Below are 22,986 nucleotides of genomic sequence, written 5' to 3'. Positions count from 1 at the left end.
CTCAGGCCTCCTTGCTGCGGGGCTCGGTGTTCGACTGCGAACGCGGTTCGACGACGACGGTGATGTGGCTGCCGCGCTTGAGGATCCGCGAGGCGGAGCCCTTGGCGCGGGGGCGGATGCGGCGCATGGTGACGCCCTCGTCCACGAACGCCTGGCTGACGTAGAGGTCGTCGGCGCGCAGGTCCGCGGTGCTCTCCGCGTTGGCGGCGGCGCTGGCCACCACCTTGTAGACGGGCTCGCTGGCCGCCTGCGGCGCGAACCGCAGCACGGTCAGGGCCTCGTTCACGTCCAGGCCACGGACCATGTCCACGACGCGGCGGACCTTGGTCGGCGACATCCGGACGTGGCGGGCGATCGCGTACGAACCAGGACGGTCACCGAGCAGGGCCGCGCGCCGCGAGGGGCGCTGCTTCTCCGAGGTGCTCATTCTCTTCCTTATCTGTCGGCTCGCCGCGCGTCAGCGCCGGCGGGCCTTCCGGTCGTCCTTCACGTGGCCCCTGAAGGTCCGCGTGGGCGCGAACTCCCCGAGCTTGTGACCCACCATGGCCTCGCTGACGAAGACCGGGACGTGCTTGCGGCCGTCGTGCACGGCGATGGTGTGGCCGATCATGTCCGGCACGATCATCGAGCGGCGCGACCAGGTCTTGATGACGTTCTTGGTGCCCTTGTCGTTCTGCACCTCGACCTTCTTGGCGAGGTGGTCGTCCACGAAGGGACCCTTCTTCAAGCTGCGTGGCATCTTCCAGAACTCCTGATCAGCGCTTCTTGCCGGACTTGCGGCGACGGACGATGAGGCGGCTGCTCGCCTTGTTGACGTCGCGGGTGCGCCCCTCGGGCTTGCCCCACGGGCTCACCGGGTGACGACCACCGGAGGTCTTGCCCTCACCACCACCGTGCGGGTGGTCGATCGGGTTCATGGCCACGCCGCGGACCGTCGGGCGCTTGCCCTTCCAGCGGTTGCGGCCGGCCTTGCCCCAGTTGATGTTCGACTGCTCGGCGTTGCCGACGGCGCCGATGGTGGCGCGGCAGCGGACGTCGACCATGCGCATCTCGCCCGAGGGCATCCGCAGCGTGGCGTGACGGCCCTCGCGGGCCACCAGCTGGATCGACGCCCCGGCCGAGCGGCCCATCTTGGCCCCGCCGCCCGGGCGCAGCTCCACGGCGTGCACCGTGGTGCCGACCGGGATGTTGCGCAGCGGCAGGTTGTTGCCGGGCTTGATGTCGGCGCCCTCGCCGGAGACGACCACGGTGCCCTGCGCGACCTGCAGCGGCGCCACGATGTAGCGCTTCTCGCCGTCGGCGTAGTGCAGCAGCGCGATCCGCGCGGTGCGGTTGGGGTCGTACTCGATGTGCGCGACCTTGGCCGGCACGCCGTCCTTGTCGTAGCGCTTGAAGTCGATCACCCGGTAGGCCTGCTTGTGGCCACCGCCGATGTGTCGGGTCGTGATGCGGCCGGTGTTGTTGCGGCCCCCGGTCTTGGTGCTGGGGCGCAACAGGGACTTCTCCGGCGTCGACCGGGTCAGCTCGACGAAGTCGGCAACCGACGAGCCACGACGGCCCGGCGTTGTCGGCTTGTGCTTACGGATACCCATAGGTCTTTTCGTCCTTGTCTTCTGTGGTGTCGCGCACCGGGTCCAGACCCGGTGCCGGCAGCCGGTCCGCTCAGGCGGCCGATCCGCCGAAGATGTCGATGCGCTGGCCCTCGGCGACCGTGACGATCGCCCGCTTGGTGTCGGCGCGCTTGCCGGTCCCGAACCGGGTGCGACGGGTCTTGCCGCGCCGGTTCATCGTGTTCACGCTGGTGACCTTGACGCCCCACACCTTCTCGACCGCGATCTTGATCTCGGTCTTGTTGGCGCGCGGGTCGACCAGGAACGTGTACTTGTTCTGGTCCAGCAGCGCGTAGCTCTTCTCGCTCACCACGGGTGCCAGCAGCACGTCGCGGTGGTCGCGGATCTTCAGGCTCTCGGTCACTTCTCGTCCTCTCCGGCCTCGAGCTCGCCCTCACGGGCGACGGCCTTGGCGCCGCGGCCGGCCGAGGGGCCGTCCACGAAGCTCTCCAGGGCGGCGGCGGTGAAGACCACCGCCTCGGCGCACAGCACGTCGTAGGCGTTCAGCTGGTCGACGGCCAGCGTGTGCACGTGCGGGACGTTGCGCAGGCTCAGCCAGGCGGCGTCCTCGTCGCGGTGCAGCACCACCAGGGTGCTGACCGCACCGGCGGCGGCGGTCACCGCGGCCAGCGCCTGCTTGGTGCTGGGGGTCTCCCCCGTCACCAGCTCGCTGACCACGTGCACGCGGCCCTCACGGGCCCGGTCGCTGAGCGCACCGCGCAGCGCGGCGGCGATCATCTTCTTGGGGGTGCGCTGGGCGTACCCGTGCGGCACCGGCCCGTGGACGATGCCACCACCGGTCCACTGCGGGGCGCGGCGCGAGCCCTGGCGGGCGCGGCCGGTGCCCTTCTGGCGCCACGGCTTGGCCCCACCGCCGCGGACCTCGCCGCGGGTCTTGGTGGAGTGGGTGCCCTGGCGGGCGGCGGCCAGCTGGGCCACCACGACCTGGTGGATCAGCGGGACGTTGACCTGGACGTCGAACAGCTCGCCCGGCAGCTCGGTGGTGCCGGACTTGTTGCCGCTGGCGTCGATGACGTCGACGGTGCTCATGCGGCGTCTCCCTTCTTGGCGGCGCTGCGCAGCACGACCAGCCCGCCCTTGGCCCCGGGCACGGCGCCCTTGACCAGGATCAGGCCGCGCTCGGCGTCGACAGCGTGGACGGAGAGGTTCTGCACGGTGACCTTCTCCAGGCCCATCCGGCCGGCCATCCGCATGCCCTTGAAGACACGGCCGGGGGTGGCGCAGCCACCGATGGAGCCGGGCGAGCGGTGCTTGCGGTGCACACCGTGGCTGGCGCGCAGACCGTGGAAGCCGTGGCGCTTCATGACACCGGCGGTGCCCTTGCCCCGGCTCACGCCGGTCACGTCGACCACGTCCGCGGCGGCGAAGACGTCGGCGCCGAGCTCCTGGCCCAGGGTGTACTCAGCGGCGTCGTTCGTGCGCAGCTCGACCAGGTGCTTGCGCGGGGTGACACCGGCCTGGGCGAAGTGCCCGGCGGCGGGCTTGGTGACCTTCTTGGCCTTGACGGCCCCGAAGCCGAGCTGCACGGCGGAGTAGCCGTCCTTCTCGGGGGTGCGGACCTGGGTCACGACGCAGGGGCCGGCCTGGATCACGGTCACCGGGACCACGCGGTTGTTCTCGTCCCAGAGTTGGGTCATGCCGAGCTTGGTGCCCAGCAGCCCCTTCAGCTTGCGGTTGCTCATTGTTCGTCAGTCCTCAGAGCTTGATCTCGATGTCGACACCCGCGGGCAGGTCGAGACGCATGAGCGAGTCGACGGTCTTCGGGGTGGGGTCGATGATGTCGATCAGCCGCTTGTGCGTGCGCATCTCGAAGTGCTCGCGGCTGTCCTTGTACTTGTGGGGCGAACGAATGACGCAGTACACGTTCTTCTCCGTGGGGAGCGGCACCGGGCCGGCCACGCGGGCCCCGGTGCGGGTGACCGTGTCGACGATCGTGCGCGCCGAGGTGTCGATGACCTCGTGGTCATAGGCCTTCAGCCTGATGCGGATCTTTTGTCCCGCCACAGTTCGTCCTAACTATCCGTCCTGCAGTGCCGGCCGCCCACGGCGGGCGACCGTTCGTCCCGTCCCCGACCCACGCGGTCGGGCGTGTCGCGCACTTCGGGCACACAGCGAGGCGGAGTCTTCCCTGCCTGAGCTGAGGCACCCGGCGCAACGCGCCCGGCCTCGATCGGGTCTCTCGGTGCGGTGGCCGGTACCCTGAGGGCACAGCACACCCCGGCGACCACGTCGGAGCAACCCGGCAATACTGTCAGAGATCGCCCTCGAAACCAAATCCCCCGGGGGTCACGCCTCCGGGGTGCCCTGGTGGTGGCGCTGCCGCCAGCCGGAGGGGGTCAGCACCCACAGCGAGCTGCGCAGCGCGGGGGCCGCCGGGCCGCTGCTGCGCCACAGCAGCAGGATCGTCGCTGCGTCCACGCGGGCCACCTCGAGCACCTCCAGCGAGGTCCGGCCCGTCCCGGTCTGGGCCCCCAGGTGCTCGATCATCTCCGCCCGCGTCCACAGCCGGCCCGAGGCGCCGATCTCGCGCCAGTGCGGGTGCAGCAGCTGCTCCAGCCGCTCGGGGTCGGCCCTGACGCGGGGGTCGAGGAGCTCGCGCTCGAGGGCGACCACCACCTCCTCGTCCGTGGGCTCGGTGACGGCGAAGAGGGCGTCCTCGACACCCTCCTCCGCGTCGGACGGCAGCCCGTCCCCCGCCGACCCGTCCACCGCCGGCCCGTCCCCCGCCGACCCGTCCACCGCCGGCCCGTCCACCGTCGCCCCGTCCCCCGCCGCCGCGTCCCCCGTCGCCTGGTCCACGGGTGCGACGTCCTCGGGCTCGCCGTCGTCGACGGTGGCCACCACGGGCGGGCGCCAGTGCGCCAGCCCGGGGCCGGTGTCGGGCTCGGTGCCGCGCTGGTAGGCGGTGGCGGCGGCCCGCGCCCGGGCGTCCGCGGCCTCGTTCATGGCGTGCCCGGCGTGGCCCTTGACCCACTCCAGCTCGACGGTGCGCCCCTGCAGGGCGGCGTCCAGCTCGCGCAGCAGGTCCTGGTTGAGCACCGGCTTGCCGTCGGCGCGACGCCAGCCGCGCCGCTTCCAGCCCGGCATCCACTCGGTGACGGCCTTGATGACGTAGGTGCTGTCGCACAGCACCCGCAGCGGGACGCCCAGCGGCTCGGTGGCCCGCAGCAGGTCCAGCACGGCCATCAGCTCACCCATGTTGTTGGTGCCGTGCGGCCAGCCGCCGGCGGCCCAGGTGTCGTCGTCGACGTACCAGGCCCAGCCGGCCGGGCCGGGGTTGCCCAGGGCGGAGCCGTCGGCGGCGGCGACCAGGGTGGCGCCCCGGCTGCGGGCGTCGCGGCTCATCGGGTCTCCTCGGGTTCGGCGGCTGCGCGCAGGACCCTACCGCCTGTGCGCCCCTAGGATCGGTGCGTGGAACTCGTGCGCATCAGCCTCGTCCGTCCCGAGCCAGCCGGAGGAGCCGCCGCGGTGGCCGAGGCCGCCGCCGCCCTGGTCGCCGACCTGCGGGTCGGCGAGCCGGTGGCCGAGGACGGTCTGGTGGCCGTCGAGCTCGAGGGGCGCACGGACGCCGACCGGGCCGCCGTGCGGGCCGCGGTGGTACCCGCCGCGCGCGCCGCCGGCTGGGAGGTCGCGGTGCTGGACGGCGCCCTGCTGGGCCCGGTCGGGCTGCTGGTGATGGACGTCGACTCCACCCTCATCACCGGCGAGGTGATCGAGATGCTCGCCGAGCACGCCGGCACCCGTGCGGAGGTCGCGGCCGTCACCGAGCGCGCGATGCGCGGTGAGATCGACTTCGCCGAGAGCCTGCGGGCGCGGGTCGCCACCCTGACCGGGGTGCCGGCGACCGCGCTGGCCGAGGTGCTGCAGCGGGTGGAGCTCTCTCCCGGCGCCAGCGCGCTGGTGGCCCGGGCCCGCGAGCACGGGGCCACCGTCGGCCTGGTCTCGGGCGGGTTCGCCGAGGTGGTCAACCCGCTGGCCGCCCTGCTCGGCATCTCCCACGTGCGGGCCAACAGCCTCGAGATCGCCGACGGCCGGCTCACCGGCCGGGTGCTCGGCCCGGTGGTCGACCGGGCGGCCAAGGCGGCCGCGCTGCTGGAGTGGGCGGGGCAGCTCGGCGTGGACCCCGCGGCGACGGTGGCCGTGGGCGACGGCGCCAACGACCTGGACATGCTCGCCGCGGCCGGCCTGGGCGTGGCCTACCGCGCCAAGCCGGTGGTCGCCGCCGCGGCCGACGTCTCGATCGAGGTGCCCCGGCTGGACGTGGTCGCGGGACTGCTGCGGTGGTGAGCGCCGCCGGGTCGCCGGCCGCGGTCGCGCCGGTGCGGCCCGGTGTGGCGGCGGCCCACCCCACCACCGCAGGCGCCGGCGCCAACGTGCTGCGGCACGGCGGCCACGCCGTGGACGCCGCGGTGGCCATGGTGCTGGTCAGCTGCGCGGCCGAGACGCTGTTCACCGGTCTCAGCGGAGGCGGGTTCGCCGTCGTGCACGACGCGGGCACCGGCGAGACCACCTGCGTGGACTTCTTCGTCGCCGTGCCGGGGCTGGGCGAGCGCCGCGCCGGCCGCGGCGTGCCCATCGAGGTCTACCTGGGCGGCCACCCGGTCCCCTACGAGATCGGTCCCGCCACGGTGGCCGTCCCCGGGGTGCCCGCCGGGGTGCGTCACCTGTGGCAGCGCTGGGGGCGGACGGACTGGGCCAGCCTGGTCGAGCCGGCGCTGCTGGCCTCCTACGGCACGCCCTTCCCGCTGACCCACGCCCAGCTGCTGCCCTCGATCACCGAGGCGATGTGCGCCGGGGAGGGGGCGAAGGTCTTCTGCCGCCCCGACGGGACGCTGCTGCAGGCCGGCGACCCGCTGGTCCACCCCGAGCACTGGCGGGCCTTCGAGCTGCTCAAGGACTCCCCCGAGGCCTTCTACTCCGGGCCCTACGCCGACGCCGTGCTGGCGGCGGTGGCCGACGGCGGCGGGCTCAGCGCCACCGACCTGGCCGCGTACCGGGTGCGGGAGTCGCCGGCGGCCGAGGTGGCGCTGGACCTGCCCGACGGCCGGGTCCGCGCGCTCGCCCGTGGCGACGACATGGACGACGTGCTGGCCACCCTCGCCTCCGCCGCCCGGACCAGCCACGGCGACCCGGTCACCGACCCGGCGGCGGCCTGCGCCCTGGTCGAGGCGCTGCGCGCCCACCCGCGGCTGTCCGACACCACCAACGTCTGCGCCGTGGACGCCGACGGCAACGCCTGCGTCGCCACCACCAGCCTGGGCCTGGGCTCCTCGGTCTACGTCCCCGGCTACGGGGTGCACCTGAACTCCATGCTCGGCGAGGGCGAGCTGGTCCGCGGCGAGCCGGTGCCGGGGCAGCGGGTCAACTCCATGATGTCGCCGATGGTGGTGCTCGACGACGCCGGCAGGCTGCGGCTGGTGGCCGGCGCCGCCGGCGGCAGCCGGATCCGTCCGGCGCTGGTGCAGACCGTGCTGCGGATGCTGCGCGGCACGCCGCCGCAGGAGGCCATCGACCGGCCCCGGCTGGCGGCGCTCCCCGGCGGCCACGTCCGGCTCGAGCCAGGCTTCTCCCCGGAGGTGCTGGAGGCGCTGGTCGCCGCCGGCAGCACCGTCTTCGAGACCGAGCGCCAATTGCCCTTCTTCGGCGGGGTGAGCGCGATCAGCCCGCTGGGCGCCGGTGCCGACCCCCGCCGCAGCGGGGAGTGGGTGCTGGTCGAGGACTAGCGCGCCCTCCGGCGACCGGGCTGGCTACCGTGTCCGCGTGGAGACGGTGCGGTGGGGGATCATCGGGGTCGGCGACGTGACCGAGCGCAAGAGCGGACCGGCCTTCCAGCAGGCCGAGCGCTCGGAGCTGGTGGCGGTGATGCGCCGCGACGCCGCGCGGGCCGAGGACTGGGCCCGCCGCCACGGGGTCGGACGGTGGTACGCCGACGCCGACGCGCTGATCGAGGACCCGGAGGTGGACGCGGTCTACGTGGCCACCCCGCCGGACTCCCACGCCGACTACGCGGTGCGGGTGGCCGCCGCGGGCAAGCCGGTCTACGTCGAGAAGCCGATGGCCCGCACCACCGAGGAGTGCCAGGCCATGGTCGAGGCGGCCGAGCGGGCCGGGGTGCCCCTGTTCGTGGCCTACTACCGGCGGGCGCTGCCGCGCTTCCGGGCGGTGGCCGAGCTGCTGGCCGCCGGCCGGATCGGCACACCGCGCTCGGTGCTGGTCCGCACCCAGCAGCCGGCCCGCACCGGGGGCGAGCTGCCCTGGCGGGAGCGGCCCGAGGTGTCCGGCGGCGGCTACTTCGTCGACCTCGGCTCGCACACCCTGGACCTGCTGGACTGGTTGTTCGGCCCCGTCACCCGGGTCAGCGGCTCGGCCAGCAGCCGTGCCGACCGCGACGCCGACCGTCCCGGCCCGCGCGCGGAGGACCTGGTCACCGCCACCTTCGACCTCGCCGGCGGGGTCCGCGGCGTGGGGCTGTGGGACTTCGACGCGGCCGAGCCGCTGGACCTGGTCGAGGTGGTCGGCGACGGCGGGAGCCTCGCCTTCTCCTGCTTCGGCAGCGAGCCCCTGCGGTTGATCGAGCACGGGCGACTCGTCGAGCGCGGGCGGACGGTGGAGATCGGGACACCGCACCCCGCCACCGTCCAGCTGCCGCTGGTGCAGTCGGTGGTGGACGAGCTGACCGGGCACGGGACGTGCCCGAGCACCGGCCGCACGGCGATCCGCACCGCCCAGGTGGTCGACGCCGTGCTGGCCGGGCACCGGGAGGCCGAGGCCGCCCGGCTGGCGGCCTCGGCCTGAGCGCTCAGAGCAGCAGCCGCAGCGTGCGGGCCTCGGGCCGCAGCTGGGAGCTGGGCCACACGTCGGGACCGCAGGCGCGCGAGCCGAGGCCGTGCTGGGCGGCGTCCAGGTAGAGGTAGCTGTGGCCGGAGTCCGGCAGCAGGTGCGGGTGGCTGGCCTCGGACAGCTGCTGGGCGGTGTGCCGCGACAGCGTGAAGCCGGGACGCCGGCCCTGCTCGTCGGCGAGCGCCTCCAGCTTCAGCACCGGACGCCCGGAGCGGGTGAGCACCAGACGCCGCAGACCCGAGCGGTGGCCGTTCTCCTGCGGACGGGCGTAGCGGGTGCCGAGCTCGTCGATACCCAGCTCCCAGCTGCCCACCCGGGCGGCGCGCCGGCTGTCGGGGTAGGACTCGAGCGGGCCGAGCCCGAACCACTCGGCGCCGTCGACCTCGGCGGGCAGGTCGAGGCGGACGCCGAGGCGCGGCCAGTGGGTGCGCCAGCCGCGCGAGGGCACCAGCTCCACGGTCAGCGCCAGCCGCTGCCCCTGCCCGGTCTCGACCAGCCGCCAGCTCGTCCGGCACTCGAGCCGGGCGCGGCCCTGGGCCGCCATGGTGACGGTGCGGGTGACCAGCTGGTCCTCCCCGGCCTCGACCGAGACCACCCGGGTGACCAGGCGGTGCAGACCCTGCTCGCGCCAGACCACCTCCGAGGAGGGGGCGGGACGCCCGGTCCGCTCCTGCCACGGGTCGACGTCGGAGTAGCTGCCGAAGCCCTTGCCCCGGTCGTTGTCGGTGGGCGCCCGCCACAGCTCCGGCAGCGGGCCGGCCACCGCGAGGTCGCCGAGGGCCACCAGCCGGCCGTGCTCGAAGCGGGCCGGGCCCAGCTGCAGCGTGTCCGGCACCGCGGTGGAGGCCGCGACCGGCGCCGGGGCGAACAGCGCCCGACGGGTCTCGGCCGGGGTGACGACCGGGAACTGCGCCCGGGCGACCACGTGCCCGGCGGGAGCCCACGCCGTCGCCTCGACCGTCTCGGCCTGCACGGTCAGCCAGGCCTCGCCGGGCATCGGCGGCGTGCCCGGGTCCAGGGTGACCCGGCTGGTCTTGCCGGGCTGCACGACCGGGACCTTCACCTCGCCGCGGGTGACCACGTCGCCCTCGACCTCCAGCCGCCAGCGCAGCCGCAGGTCGGAGGTGTCGGCGCTGTGGCGCAGGTTCTCCACCGAGAGCCGGTTGGACGCCCAGCTGAGCGCCAGCGGCTGCACCACCGCGGCGTACTCGTGGAGGCCCGGGGACGGCGTGTCGTCGCTGAGGACCATGCCGTCCATCACGAAGTTGCCGTCGTGCAGCACCTCGCCGAAGTCCCCGCCGTAGGCCAGGAAGCGGGTGCCGTCGGGCGCGGTGTGCCACAGCCCGTGGTCGCGCCACTCCCAGATGAAGCCGCCCTGCAGCCGCGGGTGGGTGCGGAACAGCTCCTCGTACTGGTCGATGGCGCCGGGGCCGTTGCCCATGGCGTGCACGTACTCGCAGAGCAGGAAGGGCTTGGTCCGCTGCCGGGCGCCCTCGCTGCTGGTGCAGCCCAGCAGCGGGCTGAGGTCGCCGTCGGTGCCGATGGCGGTCGTCTCGGGGATCGAGGAGTACATCCGCGAGTACACGTCGGTGTAGGCACCGGTGTAGTCGCCCTCGTAGTGCACCGGGCGCTCCGGGTCGCGGGCGTGCACCCAGGCGGCCATCGCCGCCAGGTTGGCGCCGGTGCCGGACTCGTTGCCGAGCGACCACAGGATCACGCTGGGGTGGTTCTTGTCCCGCTCGACGGTCTTGGCGATGCGCTCCAGCAGGGCCGGGCGCCAGGCCGGGTCGTCGCTGGGGTTGCCCTGCCAGTCCTCGGCCCCGAAGCCGTGGGTCTCCAGGTCGCACTCGTCGATCACCCAGAAGCCGAGCTCGTCGGCGAGGTCGAGCACGCGCGGGTGCGGCGGGTAGTGGCTGGTGCGGATGGCGTTGATGTTGAACTGCTTCATCATCGCCATGTCCGCGCGGGCGTGCTCCTCGTCGAAGACGCGGCCGCGCTCGGGGTGGGTCTCGTGGCGGTTCACGCCGTGGAAGAGCACCCGGGAGCCGTTGACCAGCAGCAGGCCGTCGCGGATCTCGATCCGCCGGAAGCCGACCCGCTGGGTGATGGTCTCGGCGGCGTTGCCGACCTGCACCGTGTACAGCCGCGGCTTCTCCGCCGACCAGGGCTCGACCTCCGCCACCGTCAGCGGCGCCACCTGGCCGGCGTCCTGCCAGGTCTCGTCCACGCCGAGCTCCTCGATGCGGACCCGCACCGGGAAGGCGTCGGGGGCCGCGTCCAGCTCGACGGTCAGGGTGCCGGCGCCGGTGCCGGTCGCGGTGCCGTCGTAGCCCGCCCGCAGCCAGACGTCGGTGATCCCGCCGGCGGGGCGGGCGATCAGCGTGACGTCGCGGAAGATCCCGGGCAGCCACCACTGGTCCTGGTCCTCCAGGTAGGTGGCCGCCGACCACTGGTGGACGCGGACGGCCACCAGGTTGGGCTCGCCCGGGCGGACGTGGTCGGTGACGTCGAACTCGGTGGCCAGCCGGCTGCCGGTGCTGACGCCGACCTCGGCGCCGTTGACCCACACCCGGTACATCGACTCCACGCCGTCGAAGCGCAGCACGACCCGCTCGGCCTCGGACCACCCGGCCGGGACGTCCACCCAGCGCCGGTGGTCACCGGTGGGGTTCTCGTCGGGGACGTGCGGCGGGTCCACCGGGATCGGGTACTGCACGTTGGTGTAGATGGGACGGCCCCAGGCGCCGTCGGGGCGCAGCACCCAGTGGGTGGGCAGGGTGATGGTCTCCCAGTCCTCGTCGGGGTGCTCGGGCGAGGCGAAGTCGCAGGGCCCCTCCCCCGCGGGCAGCACGCCGCCGGCGCCGGGCGTCCCGGGTGCGGCCGGCAGCCAGCGGAACCGCCACTCCCCGTCCAGGGAGATGGTGGGGGCGTCGCTGTGCAGCCAGGAGCGGGGAGCGAGCCGCGCCCCGCGACCCGGCGACGGGTCGCTGAGGTAGCCGGCGTCGTCGGGGCCGGCGGGGGCGGCAGGGACGGGGTGGGTCTGGGTCACTTCACGGGTCCTTCGGTCAGGCCGCGGCGCCGGTGGCGCTGCAGCACGATGATGGCGACGGCGGGCGGGAGCACCGGGAGCAGCACGTCCCCGGTGGTGGGCTGGGAGAGCTCGGGCAGCTGGTCGGTCCGACCGTCGGCTGTCGAGCCCCGGGATGATCGGGTGGAGGTCCTGGCCCGACAGCATGGCCACTGGACGCCAGCAGCTGCACCAGGTGCCCACGAGCTGGAACAGGAGCTGCGGGGCCCCCTCCAGCCGGTGGCCGGCGAGCAGCCGACCGAGGTGGTCACGGCTGCGGCGCAGGCAGACGTCGGCGTCCCTGCCGCCCCGAGCGCTCCGAGCCGCGGCAGGTCGCGTCGAGTGATCGCAGGCATCGCACCCCACCTCGTCGTGATCCGGACGCCGACGACCGTACCACTTGAATCTCGTGCGTCTGCACGACATTGGGACCGGCTGTGCCAGACTCGGTCCCGGAGCACCATGACCGAGACCCAGCCCCAGCCGGCACCGCAGCCGGCCCCCCGACGTCGGCGCGGCCGCTACGCCAAGAGCGCCGAGCGGCAGCGTGTCATCGTGGCGGCCGCGATGCGGGTGTTCGCCAGCCGGGGCTACCGGGCGACGTCGCTGCGGGAGGTGGCGGCCGCGGCCGGGATCAGCCTGTCCACCCTGGTGCACCACTTCCCCACCAAGGAGGAGCTGCTGCTGGCCACCCTGCGCGGCCGCGACGAGGCCGGCACCGACGTCGGCGCCGGGAAGCGCGCGGAGGCCGACGCGGGCATCCCGGGAAGCGCGGAGGCCGACGCGAGCACCCTCGAGCGCGCGGAGGCCGACGCGAGCACCCCCCAGAGCGCGGAGGCCGACGCGGGCACCCTCGAGCGCGCGGAGGCCGACGCGGGGCGCTTCCTCGAGCTGGTGCTCGAGCAGGCCCGCGGCAACGAGTCCGTCCGCGGCCTGATCGAGCTGTACACCGTGGTCTGCGCCGAGGCCACCACCGAGGGCCACCCGGGGGCCGACTACTTCCGCGGCCGCTTCGCCCGGCTCCGCGCCGGGTACGCCGCCCACTTCACCGCCCTGGCCGCCTGCGGCCGGCTCCGTCCCGGCGTGGACCCCCGCCGGGCGGCCACCTCGCTGGTCGCGCTGTGGGACGGTCTGCAGCTGCAGTGGCTGCTCGAGCCCGAGGAGGTCGACGTGGCCCAGCACCTCTCCGACTTCCTGCGCCTGGTCACCGGGGAACCTGCCTGAGGGCCGCCGCAGCCCGCCGGTTAGCGTGGTCGCGTGAGCAGCCCAGCAGCGACCACCGTCCCGACCTCCACCTACCGTCTGCAGATCCGTCCCCAGCTGAGCCTGGACGACGCCGCGGCCCTGGTCGACTACCTGGTGGAGCTGGGGGTGGGCGCGGTGTACCTGTCCCCCCTGCTGACCTCCACCCGCGGCAGCGACCACGGCTACGACGTCACCGACCCCACCACCATCGACGTCCCCCGCGGCGGCGAGGAGGGCTGGCGGCACCTGGTCGAGGCGGCGCAGCAGGCCGGGCTCGGGGTCGTGCTGGACATCGTCCCCAACCACCTCGGCGTCGCGGCGCCGGCGGAGAACCCGGCCTGGTGGAGCGTGCTCGCCGAGGGCCAGGACTCCCCCTACGCCCACTGGTTCGACATCGACTGGTCCACCGCGCCGCTGCGCATCCCCGTGCTCGGCGACGAGGTGGGCGCCGACGAGCTGGAGCTGGTGGAGGTGCCCGGCGGGCACGAGATCCGCTACCACGAGCACCGCTACCCGGTCGCCGCCGGCACGGTGACGGAGGGCGCGGGCGTCGAGCAGGTGCTGGAGCGCCAGCACTACCGGCTGGTGAACTGGCGCCGGGCGGCCACCGAGCTCAACTACCGCCGCTTCTTCGCCGTCGCCGACCTGGCCGGGCTGCGGGTCGAGGACGAGCGCGTGTTCACCGCCACCCACGAGCGGGTGGCCCGGATGGTGGCCGAGGGCCAGCTCACCGGCATCCGGGTGGACCACCCCGACGGCCTGGTCGACCCCCGGCAGTACTTCGAGCGGCTGCGCGAGCTGGCCCCGACCGCCTGGCTGGTGGCGGAGAAGATCCTCGAGCCCGGTGAGGAGCTGCCGGACTGGCCGGTGCAGGGCACCTCCGGCTACGACGCGATGACCGAGGTGAACCAGGTCTTCGTGGACCGCGCCGCCGAGGAGGAGATGACCCGGCTCTACACCGACCTCACCGGCGACACCCGGACGATGCACGACGCGGTCCGCGAGGGCAAGCGCCACGTGGTGGCCACCCTGTTCGGCTCCGAGCTGGCCAGGATCGCCGCGCTGGTCCCCGAGCTCGACACCGACCGGGTGCGCACCGCGCTCGGCGAGCTGGCGGTGCACTTCCGGGTCTACCGCTCCTACCTGCCGGACGGGGCTGCCGACCTCGACGCCGCGATCGAGGGCGCCTCGGCCGACCCCGAGGTCGCCGCCACCCTGGCCGAGCTTTCGCCGCGGCTGCACGACGCCGGCGACGAGCTGGCCCGGCGGGTGCAGCAGCTCTCCGGTGCGGTGATGGCCAAGGGCACCGAGGACACCGCCTACTACCGCCAGGCGCGGTTCGTCGCGCTGAACGAGGTGGGCGGCGACCCCGACTCCTTCGGCATCCCGGTGCAGGAGTTCCACCGGGCCCAGCAGCGGCGCCAGCAGCGGCTGCCGCAGTCCATGACGGCGCTGTCGACCCACGACACCAAGCGCGGCGAGGACGTGCGCGCCCGGCTGGCCGTGCTGGCCGAGGTGCCCGGCACCTGGGCCCGCTTCGCCCGCCGCTTCCTCGACCACGCCGGCGTCCCCGGCGACGACGTCGCCGGCCGCGCCTTCGGCTACCTGCTCGCCCAGACGCTGGTCGGGGTCGGCCGGGCCGACCGGGAACGGCTGCACGCCTACGCCGAGAAGGCGATGCGCGAGGCGTCGGCCTCCACCAGCTGGGACGCCCCCGACGAGGCCTTCGAGGCGGCGGTGCACGCGGCCGTCGACCGCGCCCACGACGACCCGTCGCTGGCCGACGACCTCGCCCGCGTCCTCACCGTGGTCGAGCAGCCGGGCTGGTCGAACGCGCTGGGGCAGAAGCTGGTGCAGCTCACCATGCCGGGCGTCCCGGACGTGTACCAGGGCACCGAGCTGTGGGAGGACTCCCTCGTCGACCCCGACAACCGTCGTCCGGTCGACTTCGCCCTGCGCCGGCGGCTGCTCGCCGAGGACCCCTCCCCCGTGGTGGACGCCTCGGGCACGGCCAAGCTGCGGGTCGTGCGCGAGGCCCTGCGGCTGCGTCGGGACCGCCCCGAGCTGTTCACCGGCTACACCCCGGTGCTCGCCGACGGGCCGGCCGCGGACCACCTGCTCGCCTTCGACCGCGGCGGCGCCGTCACCTGCGTGACCCGGCTGCCGCTGACCCTGGCCGAGGCCGGCGGCTGGCGGGACACCGCGATCGAGGTCGGGGCCGTGGTCGACGTGCTGAGCGGACGCCAGCACTCCGGACGCGTGCCGGCCGCGGACCTGTTCGCGAGCCTGCCCGTGGCGCTGCTCGCCCCCCGCTGAGCCGGGCCGGGGACGGCCTGCGCGTCAGCCGACCTCGGCGTCAGCCGGCCTCGGTGAAGCCCAGCGAGCGGCAGAGGCTGACCGCCGCGCCGTCGGCGTCGTCGACGCGCAGACCGATCCGGTCCGCGGACGCGGCGGCGGCACGCATCGACTCGACCAGCAGCGCCCGTCCCAGCCCGCGCCCGCGCCACGGCGGTGCGGTGAACAGGTCGAGCACGCAGGGCGACCCGGCCAGCTCGGGCCAGGGCGAGGAGGCGACCGCCAGCACGCAGGCGACCACCCCGCCCTGCTCGTCGACGGCGACCTGGCACCCGCCCTCCAGCGGCGGGCCGTACCCGCCGCCGAGGCGGGAGCGGACCTCCGAGGTGGCCGTGGCCAGGTCGGCGGCCCCGCCCCCCGACGGGTGGCACTCGAGACGGAGCCGTGCGACCTCCGCGGCGTCGTCCTCCGCCGCGGCCCGAAGCTGCACGCCCAGCGGCAGCGCCGAGGGCGCCAGCCGGGTGGTCAGGGTGATCGGGTCGCCGGAGAGGTCGGCGACGAGGGTCAGCTGGGCCATCTCGGTCCTCCGGCTCGGGTGGTGTGCCGGCTCATCCTGCCACCCCCGGGTCTCACCGCCCGGGCACCGCCACGGTGGTCTGCGCCCCGAAGGGCACGAACCCCAGCCGCTGCGCGAGCCGCTCGCTGACTGCGCTCCCCCGCCGCGCCCGCCACACCGGGACCAGACCCGAGTCGAGGGCGTCGTTGACGGCGATGCCGGCCAGCAGCCGGCCGAGCCCACCGCGACGGGCGTCGGGGGCCGTCAGCACGCCGATGTCGGCGACCAGCCCGGCCCAGGCGCTGTGGCCGGAGCCGGCCAGCGGCGTCCCGTCGGGGGCCGCGTGCACGAACACCTGCTCCATCTCCGAGAGCCCGACCTCGGTGACGTCGTCGGGCGGGCACCGCCGCTCCAGGGCGACCGCGGCCCCCGGGTCCGGCTCGATCTCGAGGCGCCGGAGCTCGGGGTGGGAGTCGAAGTCGACCGCCACCGACAGCTGCGCCTCGCCGAGCAGCCGACCGCCGCCGGAGCGGGCCAGCAGCGCCGAGGGGTCGGTCACCGCCCGGTCGTCCAGCTCGGCGAGCCCCCGCTGGAGGTCCGCCGGCGCGACCACCACCACCGTGCGCCACAGCCGCAGCGTCATCAGCAGGTCGTCGCGGACGACCGCGACCCGGCCCTCTCCCTCGAGGGCGTCGTCGGCCAGCCCCAGCTGGCGGGCGAAGCAGAGCCGGACGATGGCCTCGGTGTTGGCGTCCACCCGCGGGAGCCTAACGACCGCACCCGAACCCGGAGGCGGCAGGAGGAGGATGGGGGCGTGAGCCCCACCGTGCACGCCATCCACATCGCCCCCGCCTCCCGCCTGCCCACCCGCCCGGTGGCGTCGGTGGAGGCCGAGGCCGGCCGGGGGCTGGTCGGCGACCGCTACCACGGCACCCGCCACCGCCACGTCACGGTGCAGACGCTGCCCGACCTCGCCGCGGCCGCGGCCGACCTGGGCTCGCCGGTGGAGCCCGGCGCGACCCGGCGCAACATCACCACCACCGAGGGGCCGCTGCCCACCCGCCCCGGCGAGCGGATCCGGATCGCCGGTGTCGAGCTGGAGGTGGTGCGGATCGCGGCCCCCTGCCGGCTGCTCGACGACTGGATCGGCGACGGCGCCCGCCGGGCGATGCACGCCCGGGGCGGCACCGTCTTCCGGCTGCTGGGGTCGGGGACGATCCGCGTCGGCGACCCGGTGCTGCTCTAGGTGGCCTCAGCGGCGGGCGAACAGACCCACCGCGTCCCAGGCCACCCAGCCGCCGTCGGCGAGCACCAGCTCGACGGTGTTGCGGCCGGCCCGCAGCCGCCCGGCGGGCACCGCCAGCTCGTGGTAGGCGCGGACGAGCGTCGAGCCGGGCAGCGTGGCGTCGCCCTCGCGGGAGCCGCGGGTGGCGCCCACGGCCAGCCGGACCGCCTGCAGCGGCGTGCCGTTGACCGAGACCTCCAGCGTCCCGCCGAGACGGGTGGTGTCGACCAGCCAGAGAGCGAGGTCGTGGTCGGCGGCCGGGGCGGCGGGCAGCTCGAGGTGCCAGCGTGCGGTGTAGGCGCGTCGCCCCGCCCAGGCGTCCCCGGGCCCCGGCAGCAGGTAGGGCCAGCCCTGTCCCGGGGTGTCGCGGCCCTGCACGTACTCCACGACGGCGTCGGGGTGGGCGGTGGGGATGCGGGCGTAGTCGGCGGGGGCGAAGCGGTGCTCCAGGGTGCGGCCGTCGAAGCTGCCGATCGTGGCCACCGGGATGCCGGTGCCCACCACCGAGGGGGCGGAGCGCCCCCGGGTCGCCGCGCTGGGACGTCCCACCTCGCCGGCGTCGCTCACCGCGACCACCGCGTACGTCCAGGTCTCCCCCAGCGGGTCCAGCCCCTGGTGCAGGAAGCGCGGGTACACCGTCTTGCCGACGAGGTTGTCCGGGCGGGGGTCGAGGCCGGCGTGCTCGCCGGGCTCGCCGTGCACCCGGTAGTGGTCGATCAGCGGGTCGAAGCCGAGGGAGCGCCAGCTGAGCGTGGTGCGGGTGATCGCGGCCTCGGTGCGCAGGCCGGTGACGGCCGGGGGTCGGGGGCTCATCGGTTCTCCTTCAGACCCGCTCGAGGCGGGGGTGGCCGGCGGGGGTGACGAAACGGGCCGCCACCTGCCGCGGGGCGGTGTCGTCGGCGCGGACCCAGGGCACGACCACGAAGGTCGAGCGCATCTCCGACGGCGTGAACCGGACGTGCACGTAGCCGCGCCGGCCGTCGTAGAGCTTCACGTGCTCGTGCTGGGTCCAGTCGGGGGTGTAGGCGTCGGTCGGCGCACCGTCGCCGTCGGAGGCCACCGAGGTGCAGATCAGCTCCACGCCGACGTTGCCCGCCGCCGGCCGCGTGAAGTCGGCGCGCAGCTCCGCGGCGACGTGGCGGTGGATGTCGCCGGTGAGCATCACCGCGTTGCGGCTGCGGCCCATCGCGTCCAGCAGCCGCTGCCGGGCCGCCGGGTAGCCGTCCCACTGGTCGGTGCGGTCCTCGGTCACCGCGGTCAGCACCACGCCGCCGGCCAGCACGTTCCAGGTGGCCGGGGAGCCGACCAGCCGGTCGGTGACCCACTGCTCCTGCTCCCGGCCGAGCATGGTGCGCCCGGGCGCGTGCTGCTCCTCACGGTCGGCCGGGACCGGGTCGCGGAACTGGCGGGTGTCGAGCACGGAGAAGCGGGCCAGCCGTCCCACGTCGAAGCCGGTGGTGACGTCCCCGGCCGGCCCCTCGGGCAGGGCGTCGACGTCGAGCGGGAGGTTCTCGTAGAAGGCGCGGTAGGCGACCGCCACCCGGTGGGCGAACAGGTCGTCACCGAGACCGTAGGCCGAGGAGCGGCCGACGTAGTTGTTCTGCACCTCGTGGTCGTCCCACGTCACCACGGCCGGCACCCGGGCGTGCAGCGCCTGCAGGTGCGGGTCGCTCTTGAACAGCCCGTAGCGCAGCCGGTACTGCTCCAGCGTCTCCACCTCGACCGCGTGCGCCGGACCGACCTCGGCACCCTCGCGCCACAGGTTGGCCGCGGTGATGCCGTACTCGTAGACGTAGTCGCCGGCGAAGACCACCAGGTCGAGCTCGTCCTCGGCCACCAGGTGGCGGTAGGCGGTGAAGTGGCCGTGGTACCAGGCCTGGCAGGAGACCAGGCCGACGGCGAAGGAGGCCGGGGTCTCCCCGGGGGCCGGCAGGGTCCGGAAGCGGCCCACCGGGCTGGTGCCCCGCCCCACGCGGAAGCGGTAGAAGTACTCCGTCCCCGGCTGCAGCCCCTCCACGCGCGGGTGCACGGAGTGCGCGAGCTCGGGCTGGGCCAGCGCGTGGCCCCGGCGCACCACGTCCCGGAAGCCGCGGTCCGTGGCCACCTCCCAGCGGACCGGCACCGGACGCAGCGGCATGCCGCCGTGGCCGTCCTCGGCCAGCGGCTCGGGGGCGAGCCGGGTCCACAGCACCATCTGGTCGTGCCGCGGGGCGCCGCTGGCCACGCCGAGGCCGAACAGCTCGTCGCGACCGATGGGGTCCGCGGTGGCCGGGGCGGGGGCGGAGACGCCCAGGGCGATGACGGTGGCACCCACGCCACCGGCCTGGAGCAGTCGTCGTCGGGTCAGGCGCGGCGGCCGGTCGGGCATGGGGCTCCTCGGGGGTCGGGACGGACCCCGACACCCTGCCCGCGCCGGGTGAACGGCCCGGGTCGCCCCGGTGACGCGCCGGGGCTCGTCCGCCGACTCCTGCCGGCCCCTACCCCCCGGGAACGGCAGAGGGCCCCGTGCCGAAGCACGGGGCCCTCTGCGTCGATCAGCAGATCATCGTGACGGGTGGGTCACTTGATGATCTTGGTGACCCGGCCGGCGCCGACGGTGCGGCCGCCCTCGCGGATGGCGAAGCGGAGCTCCTCCTCCATGGCGATCGGCTGGATCAGGTGCACCGTCATGTCGGTGTTGTCACCGGGCATGACCATCTCGGTGCCCTCGGGCAGCTGGACCACACCGGTCACGTCGGTGGTGCGGAAGTAGAACTGCGGCGAGTAGTTGGAGAAGAACGGCTTGTGACGGCCGCCCTCGTCCTTGTTGAGGATGTAGACGCGGGCCTCGAAGTCGGTGTGCGGGGTGGTCGAGCCCGGCTTGATCACGACCATGCCGCGCTGCACGTCCTCCTTCTTGATGCCGCGCAGCAGCAGGCCGACGTTCTCACCCGCCTGACCCTCGTCGAGGAACTTGCGGAACATCTCGACACCGGTGACCGTGGTGGTCTGCTTGCTGTCGCGGATGCCGACGATGTCGACGGTCTCGCCCACCTTGACGATGCCGCGCTCGATGCGGCCGGTCACCACGGTGCCACGACCGGTGATGGTGAACACGTCCTCGACCGGCATCAGGAACGGCTTGTCGATCTCGCGCTCCGGCTGCGGGATGTAGTCGTCGACGGCCTCCATCAGGTCCTCGACCGACTTGACCCACTTCTCGTCGCCGTTCAGCGCCGGGAAGGCGGCCACGCGGACGACGGGGATGTCGTCGCCGGGGAACTCGTTGTCGGAGAGGAGCTCGCGCACCTCCATCTCGACGAGCTCGATCAGCTCCTCGTCGTCGACCATGTCGCACTTGTTCAGCGCGACCACCATGGCCGGCACGCCGACCTGGCGGGCGAGCAGCACGTGCTCGCGGGTCTGCGGCATGGGGCCGTCGGTGGCGGCGACCACCAGGATGGCGCCGTCCATCTGCGCCGCACCGGTGATCATGTTCTTCACGTAGTCGGCGTGACCGGGGCAGTCGACGTGCGCGTAGTGGCGCTTCTCGGTCTGGTACTCGATGTGGGCGATCGAGATCGTGATGCCGCGCTGACGCTCCTCGGGGGCCTTGTCGATCTGGTCGAACGGAGACGCCTCGTTGAGGTTCGGGTACTTGTCGTGGAGCACCTTCGAGATCGCCGCGGTCAGCGTGGTCTTGCCGTGGTCGATGTGCCCGATGGTGCCGATGTTGACGTGCGGCTTGGTCCGCTCGAACTTGGCCTTTGCCACTGGGGCTCCTTCTGGGTGTTCACCGCACGGTCGCGCGGCGATTCGTTGGTCTTACTGACTGCTCGGTCGATCCGAGGACCGGACCAAGTTTTGTGCACGCCGTCTCCGAGGTCAAACTGGGCCACCACCCCCTCGCGGCCCGGTCGAGCCGAGCCGCGAGGAGGGTCGTGGACCCGGTCGTACCGGGCGACGACGCGCCAGGATCACTCGCCGCGGGACTTGGCGATGATCTCGTCGGAGACGGACTTCGGGGTCTCGGCGTAGGAGTGGAACTGCATCGAGTACGAGGCCTGGCCCGAGGTCTTGGACCGCAGGTCGCCCACGTAGCCGAACATCTCCGACAGCGGCACCAGCGCGTTGACCACCTTGTTGCCGTGGACGTCGTCCATCGACTGGATCTGCCCGCGGCGGGAGTTGAGGTCACCGATCACGGTGCCCAGGTAGTCCTCGGGGGTGGTCACCTCGACGGCCATCATCGGCTCCAGCAGAGCCGGGTCGGCGCGCCGGGCGGCCTCCTTGAACACCATCGAGCCGGCGATCTTGAAGGCGAGCTCGGAGGAGTCGACGTCGTGGTAGGCGCCGTCGGTCAGCGTCACCTTGATGTCCTCCACCGGGTAGCCGGCCAGGACGCCGAACTGCATGGCCTCCTGGATGCCGTGGTCCACCGCGGGGATGTACTCCTTGGGGATGCGGCCACCGGTGACGGCGTTGACGAACTCGTAGCCGCTGCCGGCCTCCTGGGGCTCCAGGGTGACGATCACGCGGGCGTACTGGCCCGAGCCACCGGACTGCTTCTTGTGGGTGTACTCGACCTTCTCCACCGGGCGGCGCAGGGTCTCGCGGTAGGAGACCTGCGGCTTGCCGATGTTGGCCTCGACGCGGAACTCGCGCTTCATCCGGTCGATCAGCACCTCGAGGTGCAGCTCGCCCATGCCGGCGATGATGGTCTGCCCGGTCTCCTCGTCGGTGTGGACGCGGAAGGTCGGGTCCTCCTCGGCCAGCCGCTGGATGGCGGTCGACAGCTTCTCCTGGTCGGACTTCGTCTTCGGCTCGATGGCCTGCTCGATCACCGGGGCCGGGAAGTCCATCGACTCCAGCACGACCGGGTTGGCCGGGTCGCACAGCGTCTCGCCGGTGGTGGTGTCCTTCAGACCCATCACCGCCACGATCTGCCCGGCGCCGACGGAGGCGATCTCCTCACGCTTGTTGGCGTGCATCTGGTAGACCTTGCCGATCCGCTCCTTGCGGCCCTTGGTGCTGTTCAGCACCTGGGTGCCCGCCTCCATCCGGCCGGAGTAGACGCGCACGTAGGTCAGCTTGCCCAGGTGCGGGTCCGCGGCGATCTTGAAGGCCAGCGCGGAGAACGGCTCCTCGTCGGACGGGCGGCGGTGGATCTCCACCGTCTCGTCGCCGGGCTTGAACCCGTCGATGGCCGGCACGTCGATCGGCGAGGGCAGGTAGTCCAGCACCGCGTCGAGCAGGGGCTGCACGCCCTTGTTCTTGAACGCGGTGCCGCAGAGCACGGCGGTGATCGAGCTGGACAGCACGGCGCGGCGGATGGCGTGCTGCAGGGCCTCGGCGCTGACGTCCTCGCCCTCCAGGTACAGCTCCATCAGCTCGTCGTCGTGGTCGGCGACGGTCTCCACCAGCTCGGCGCGGGCGGCCTCGGCGGCCTCCTGCATGTCGGCGGGGATCTCCTCGACGACGTAGTCCTCACCGATGGTGGTCTCACCGCGCCAGACCAGCGCCCGCATCCGGACCAGGTCGACGACACCGATGAAGTCGGCCTCGGCGCCGATCGGCAGCTGGACCACGGCGGCGGTGGCGTTCAGCCGGTTGCGGATGGTCGAGACGCAGAAGTCGAAGCTCGCGCCGGTGCGGTCGAGCTTGTTGATGAAGCAGATCCGCGGCACGCGGTAGCGGTCGGCCTGACGCCACACCGTCTGCGACTGCGGCTCCACGCCGGCCACGCCGTCGAACACCGCCACGGCACCGTCGAGCACCCGCAGCGACCGCTCCACCTCGACGGTGAAGTCGACGTGCCCGGGGGTGTCGATGATGTTGATCTGGTGGTCGCGCCAGTGGCAGGTCGTCGCGGCGGACGTGATGGTGATGCCGCGCTCCTGCTCCTGCTCCATCCAGTCCATCGTGGCGCCACCCTCGTGGACTTCACCGATCTTGTAGTTGATGCCGGTGTAGAACAGGATGCGCTCGGTGGTGGTGGTCTTGCCCGCGTCGATGTGGGCCATGATCCCGATGTTGCGGACCTTGCCCAGGTCGGTCTTGATGTCGACAGCCACGAAAGCTTCAACCT

At 73.7% G+C, this 22,986-nt stretch carries 21 protein-coding genes; 6 read left to right on the top strand and 15 right to left on the bottom strand.

Annotated elements, in window-relative coordinates; all coding sequences use genetic code 11:
- Window position 1: 1 nt before the first annotated feature.
- The 8 genes from rplV to GC722_RS19320 form a co-directional block, all read right to left on the bottom strand.
- The gene (rplV, locus tag GC722_RS12600) at window positions 2-427 is read right to left on the bottom strand and encodes a 50S ribosomal protein L22 (protein ID WP_156610722.1); all 426 of its coding nucleotides are present in this window, start codon (window positions 425-427) and stop codon (window positions 2-4) included.
- A gap of 30 nt (window positions 428-457) precedes the next feature.
- Complete coding sequence (rpsS, locus tag GC722_RS12595; RefSeq protein WP_156610720.1) at window positions 458-739, bottom strand: 30S ribosomal protein S19; 282 nt, start codon at window positions 737-739, stop codon at window positions 458-460.
- Window positions 740-755: 16 nt separating this feature from the next.
- Window positions 756-1,592 carry a 50S ribosomal protein L2 gene (rplB, locus tag GC722_RS12590; RefSeq protein WP_156610718.1) on the bottom strand — a complete coding sequence of 279 codons (837 nt, stop codon included), beginning with the start codon at window positions 1,590-1,592 and terminating at the stop codon, window positions 756-758.
- 70 nt (window positions 1,593-1,662) lie between these two features.
- A complete protein-coding gene (gene rplW / locus GC722_RS12585) occupies window positions 1,663-1,974 on the bottom strand; it encodes a 50S ribosomal protein L23 (protein WP_331714774.1) in 312 nt (103 codons plus the stop codon).
- On the bottom strand, window positions 1,971-2,660 hold the full coding sequence (rplD, locus tag GC722_RS12580) for a 50S ribosomal protein L4 (RefSeq protein ID WP_156610716.1): 690 nt from the start codon (window positions 2,658-2,660) through the stop codon (window positions 1,971-1,973). The genes rplW and rplD overlap by 4 nt, the downstream gene beginning before the upstream one ends.
- Window positions 2,657-3,313, bottom strand: coding sequence for a 50S ribosomal protein L3 (rplC, locus tag GC722_RS12575; RefSeq protein ID WP_156610714.1), 657 nt, complete (start codon window positions 3,311-3,313; stop codon window positions 2,657-2,659). Before rplC ends, rplD begins: the two co-directional genes overlap by 4 nt.
- Window positions 3,314-3,326: 13 nt before the next feature.
- Window positions 3,327-3,635, bottom strand: a complete 309-nt coding sequence (rpsJ, locus tag GC722_RS12570) for a 30S ribosomal protein S10 (RefSeq protein ID WP_331714773.1) — start codon at window positions 3,633-3,635, stop codon at window positions 3,327-3,329.
- A 282-nt stretch (window positions 3,636-3,917) separates the two neighbouring features.
- Window positions 3,918-4,976: an RNase H family protein gene (locus GC722_RS19320; RefSeq protein ID WP_156610712.1), complete on the bottom strand. Its 1,059-nt coding sequence runs from the start codon at window positions 4,974-4,976 to the stop codon at window positions 3,918-3,920.
- 66 nt (window positions 4,977-5,042) lie between these two features.
- On the opposite strand from GC722_RS19320, the gene serB reads away from it, so the two are divergent.
- From serB to GC722_RS12550, 3 genes are read left to right on the top strand one after another with little or no spacing between them, the layout of a single operon-like run.
- Window positions 5,043-5,918: a phosphoserine phosphatase SerB gene (gene serB / locus GC722_RS12560; protein ID WP_331714772.1), complete on the top strand. Its 876-nt coding sequence runs from the start codon at window positions 5,043-5,045 to the stop codon at window positions 5,916-5,918.
- Complete coding sequence (locus GC722_RS12555; protein ID WP_156610709.1) at window positions 5,915-7,354, top strand: gamma-glutamyltransferase; 1,440 nt, start codon at window positions 5,915-5,917, stop codon at window positions 7,352-7,354. The genes serB and GC722_RS12555 overlap by 4 nt, the downstream gene beginning before the upstream one ends.
- A gap of 37 nt (window positions 7,355-7,391) precedes the next feature.
- Window positions 7,392-8,426: a Gfo/Idh/MocA family protein gene (locus tag GC722_RS12550; RefSeq protein WP_197430133.1), complete on the top strand. Its 1,035-nt coding sequence runs from the start codon at window positions 7,392-7,394 to the stop codon at window positions 8,424-8,426.
- A gap of 4 nt (window positions 8,427-8,430) precedes the next feature.
- On the opposite strand, the gene GC722_RS12545 is transcribed toward GC722_RS12550, so the two are convergent.
- Entirely contained in the window at window positions 8,431-11,520 is a 3,090-nt protein-coding gene (locus GC722_RS12545; protein WP_331714771.1) for a glycoside hydrolase family 2 TIM barrel-domain containing protein, read from the bottom strand.
- Between the two features lie 480 nt (window positions 11,521-12,000).
- On the opposite strand from GC722_RS12545, the gene GC722_RS17815 reads away from it, so the two are divergent.
- Window positions 12,001-12,762 (top strand): TetR/AcrR family transcriptional regulator, encoded by a 762-nt coding sequence (locus GC722_RS17815; RefSeq protein ID WP_197430132.1) that lies wholly within the window; start codon window positions 12,001-12,003, stop codon window positions 12,760-12,762.
- Window positions 12,763-12,795: 33 nt separating this feature from the next.
- Entirely contained in the window at window positions 12,796-15,099 is a 2,304-nt protein-coding gene (gene treY, locus GC722_RS12530; protein ID WP_331714770.1) for a malto-oligosyltrehalose synthase, read from the top strand.
- A 40-nt stretch (window positions 15,100-15,139) separates the two neighbouring features.
- On the opposite strand, the gene GC722_RS12525 is transcribed toward treY, so the two are convergent.
- The gene (locus GC722_RS12525; protein WP_156610706.1) at window positions 15,140-15,655 is read right to left on the bottom strand and encodes a GNAT family N-acetyltransferase; all 516 of its coding nucleotides are present in this window, start codon (window positions 15,653-15,655) and stop codon (window positions 15,140-15,142) included.
- Between the two features lie 52 nt (window positions 15,656-15,707).
- Complete coding sequence (locus GC722_RS19315) at window positions 15,708-16,391, bottom strand: GNAT family N-acetyltransferase (RefSeq protein WP_197430131.1); 684 nt, start codon at window positions 16,389-16,391, stop codon at window positions 15,708-15,710.
- Window positions 16,392-16,448: 57 nt separating this feature from the next.
- On the opposite strand from GC722_RS19315, the gene GC722_RS12515 reads away from it, so the two are divergent.
- Window positions 16,449-16,880: an MOSC domain-containing protein gene (locus tag GC722_RS12515; RefSeq protein ID WP_197430130.1), complete on the top strand. Its 432-nt coding sequence runs from the start codon at window positions 16,449-16,451 to the stop codon at window positions 16,878-16,880.
- A 6-nt stretch (window positions 16,881-16,886) separates the two neighbouring features.
- Here the strand turns inward: GC722_RS12515 and GC722_RS12510 are convergent, their stop codons facing one another.
- The 4 genes from GC722_RS12510 to fusA form a co-directional block, all read right to left on the bottom strand.
- The gene (locus GC722_RS12510) at window positions 16,887-17,732 is read right to left on the bottom strand and encodes a polysaccharide lyase family protein (RefSeq protein WP_156610702.1); all 846 of its coding nucleotides are present in this window, start codon (window positions 17,730-17,732) and stop codon (window positions 16,887-16,889) included.
- Between the two features lie 10 nt (window positions 17,733-17,742).
- Window positions 17,743-19,233: an alkaline phosphatase D family protein gene (locus GC722_RS12505; RefSeq protein ID WP_331714769.1), complete on the bottom strand. Its 1,491-nt coding sequence runs from the start codon at window positions 19,231-19,233 to the stop codon at window positions 17,743-17,745.
- 245 nt (window positions 19,234-19,478) lie between these two features.
- On the bottom strand, window positions 19,479-20,672 hold the full coding sequence (gene tuf, locus GC722_RS12500) for an elongation factor Tu (RefSeq protein WP_331714768.1): 1,194 nt from the start codon (window positions 20,670-20,672) through the stop codon (window positions 19,479-19,481).
- A 203-nt stretch (window positions 20,673-20,875) separates the two neighbouring features.
- Window positions 20,876-22,972 (bottom strand): elongation factor G, encoded by a 2,097-nt coding sequence (gene fusA / locus GC722_RS12495; RefSeq protein ID WP_331714767.1) that lies wholly within the window; start codon window positions 22,970-22,972, stop codon window positions 20,876-20,878.
- Window positions 22,973-22,986: the final 14 nt, after the last annotated feature.

Origin of the sequence: Auraticoccus cholistanensis (assembly GCF_009742705.1) — a bacterium.
Lineage (GTDB): Bacteria > Actinomycetota > Actinomycetes > Propionibacteriales > Propionibacteriaceae > Auraticoccus > Auraticoccus cholistanensis.
The sequence above is the reverse complement of the archived record's forward strand: the minus strand, read 5'-3'. Positions and strand labels throughout refer to the sequence as shown.

Excerpts from the sequence above, each read along its gene's own strand:
- rplV (WP_156610722.1), bottom strand. The coding sequence starts at position 427 with ATGAGCACCTCGGAGAAGCAGCGCCCCTCGCGGCGCGCGGCCCTGCTC.
- rpsS (WP_156610720.1), bottom strand. The coding sequence starts at position 739 with ATGCCACGCAGCTTGAAGAAGGGTCCCTTCGTGGACGACCACCTCGCC.
- rplB (WP_156610718.1), bottom strand. The coding sequence starts at position 1,592 with ATGGGTATCCGTAAGCACAAGCCGACAACGCCGGGCCGTCGTGGCTCG.
- rplD (WP_156610716.1), bottom strand. The coding sequence starts at position 2,660 with ATGAGCACCGTCGACGTCATCGACGCCAGCGGCAACAAGTCCGGCACC.
- rplC (WP_156610714.1), bottom strand. The coding sequence starts at position 3,313 with ATGAGCAACCGCAAGCTGAAGGGGCTGCTGGGCACCAAGCTCGGCATG.
- GC722_RS19320 (WP_156610712.1), bottom strand. The coding sequence starts at position 4,976 with ATGAGCCGCGACGCCCGCAGCCGGGGCGCCACCCTGGTCGCCGCCGCC.
- GC722_RS17815 (WP_197430132.1), top strand. The coding sequence starts at position 12,001 with ATGACCGAGACCCAGCCCCAGCCGGCACCGCAGCCGGCCCCCCGACGT.
- GC722_RS12525 (WP_156610706.1), bottom strand. The coding sequence starts at position 15,655 with ATGGCCCAGCTGACCCTCGTCGCCGACCTCTCCGGCGACCCGATCACC.
- GC722_RS12510 (WP_156610702.1), bottom strand. The coding sequence starts at position 17,732 with ATGAGCCCCCGACCCCCGGCCGTCACCGGCCTGCGCACCGAGGCCGCG.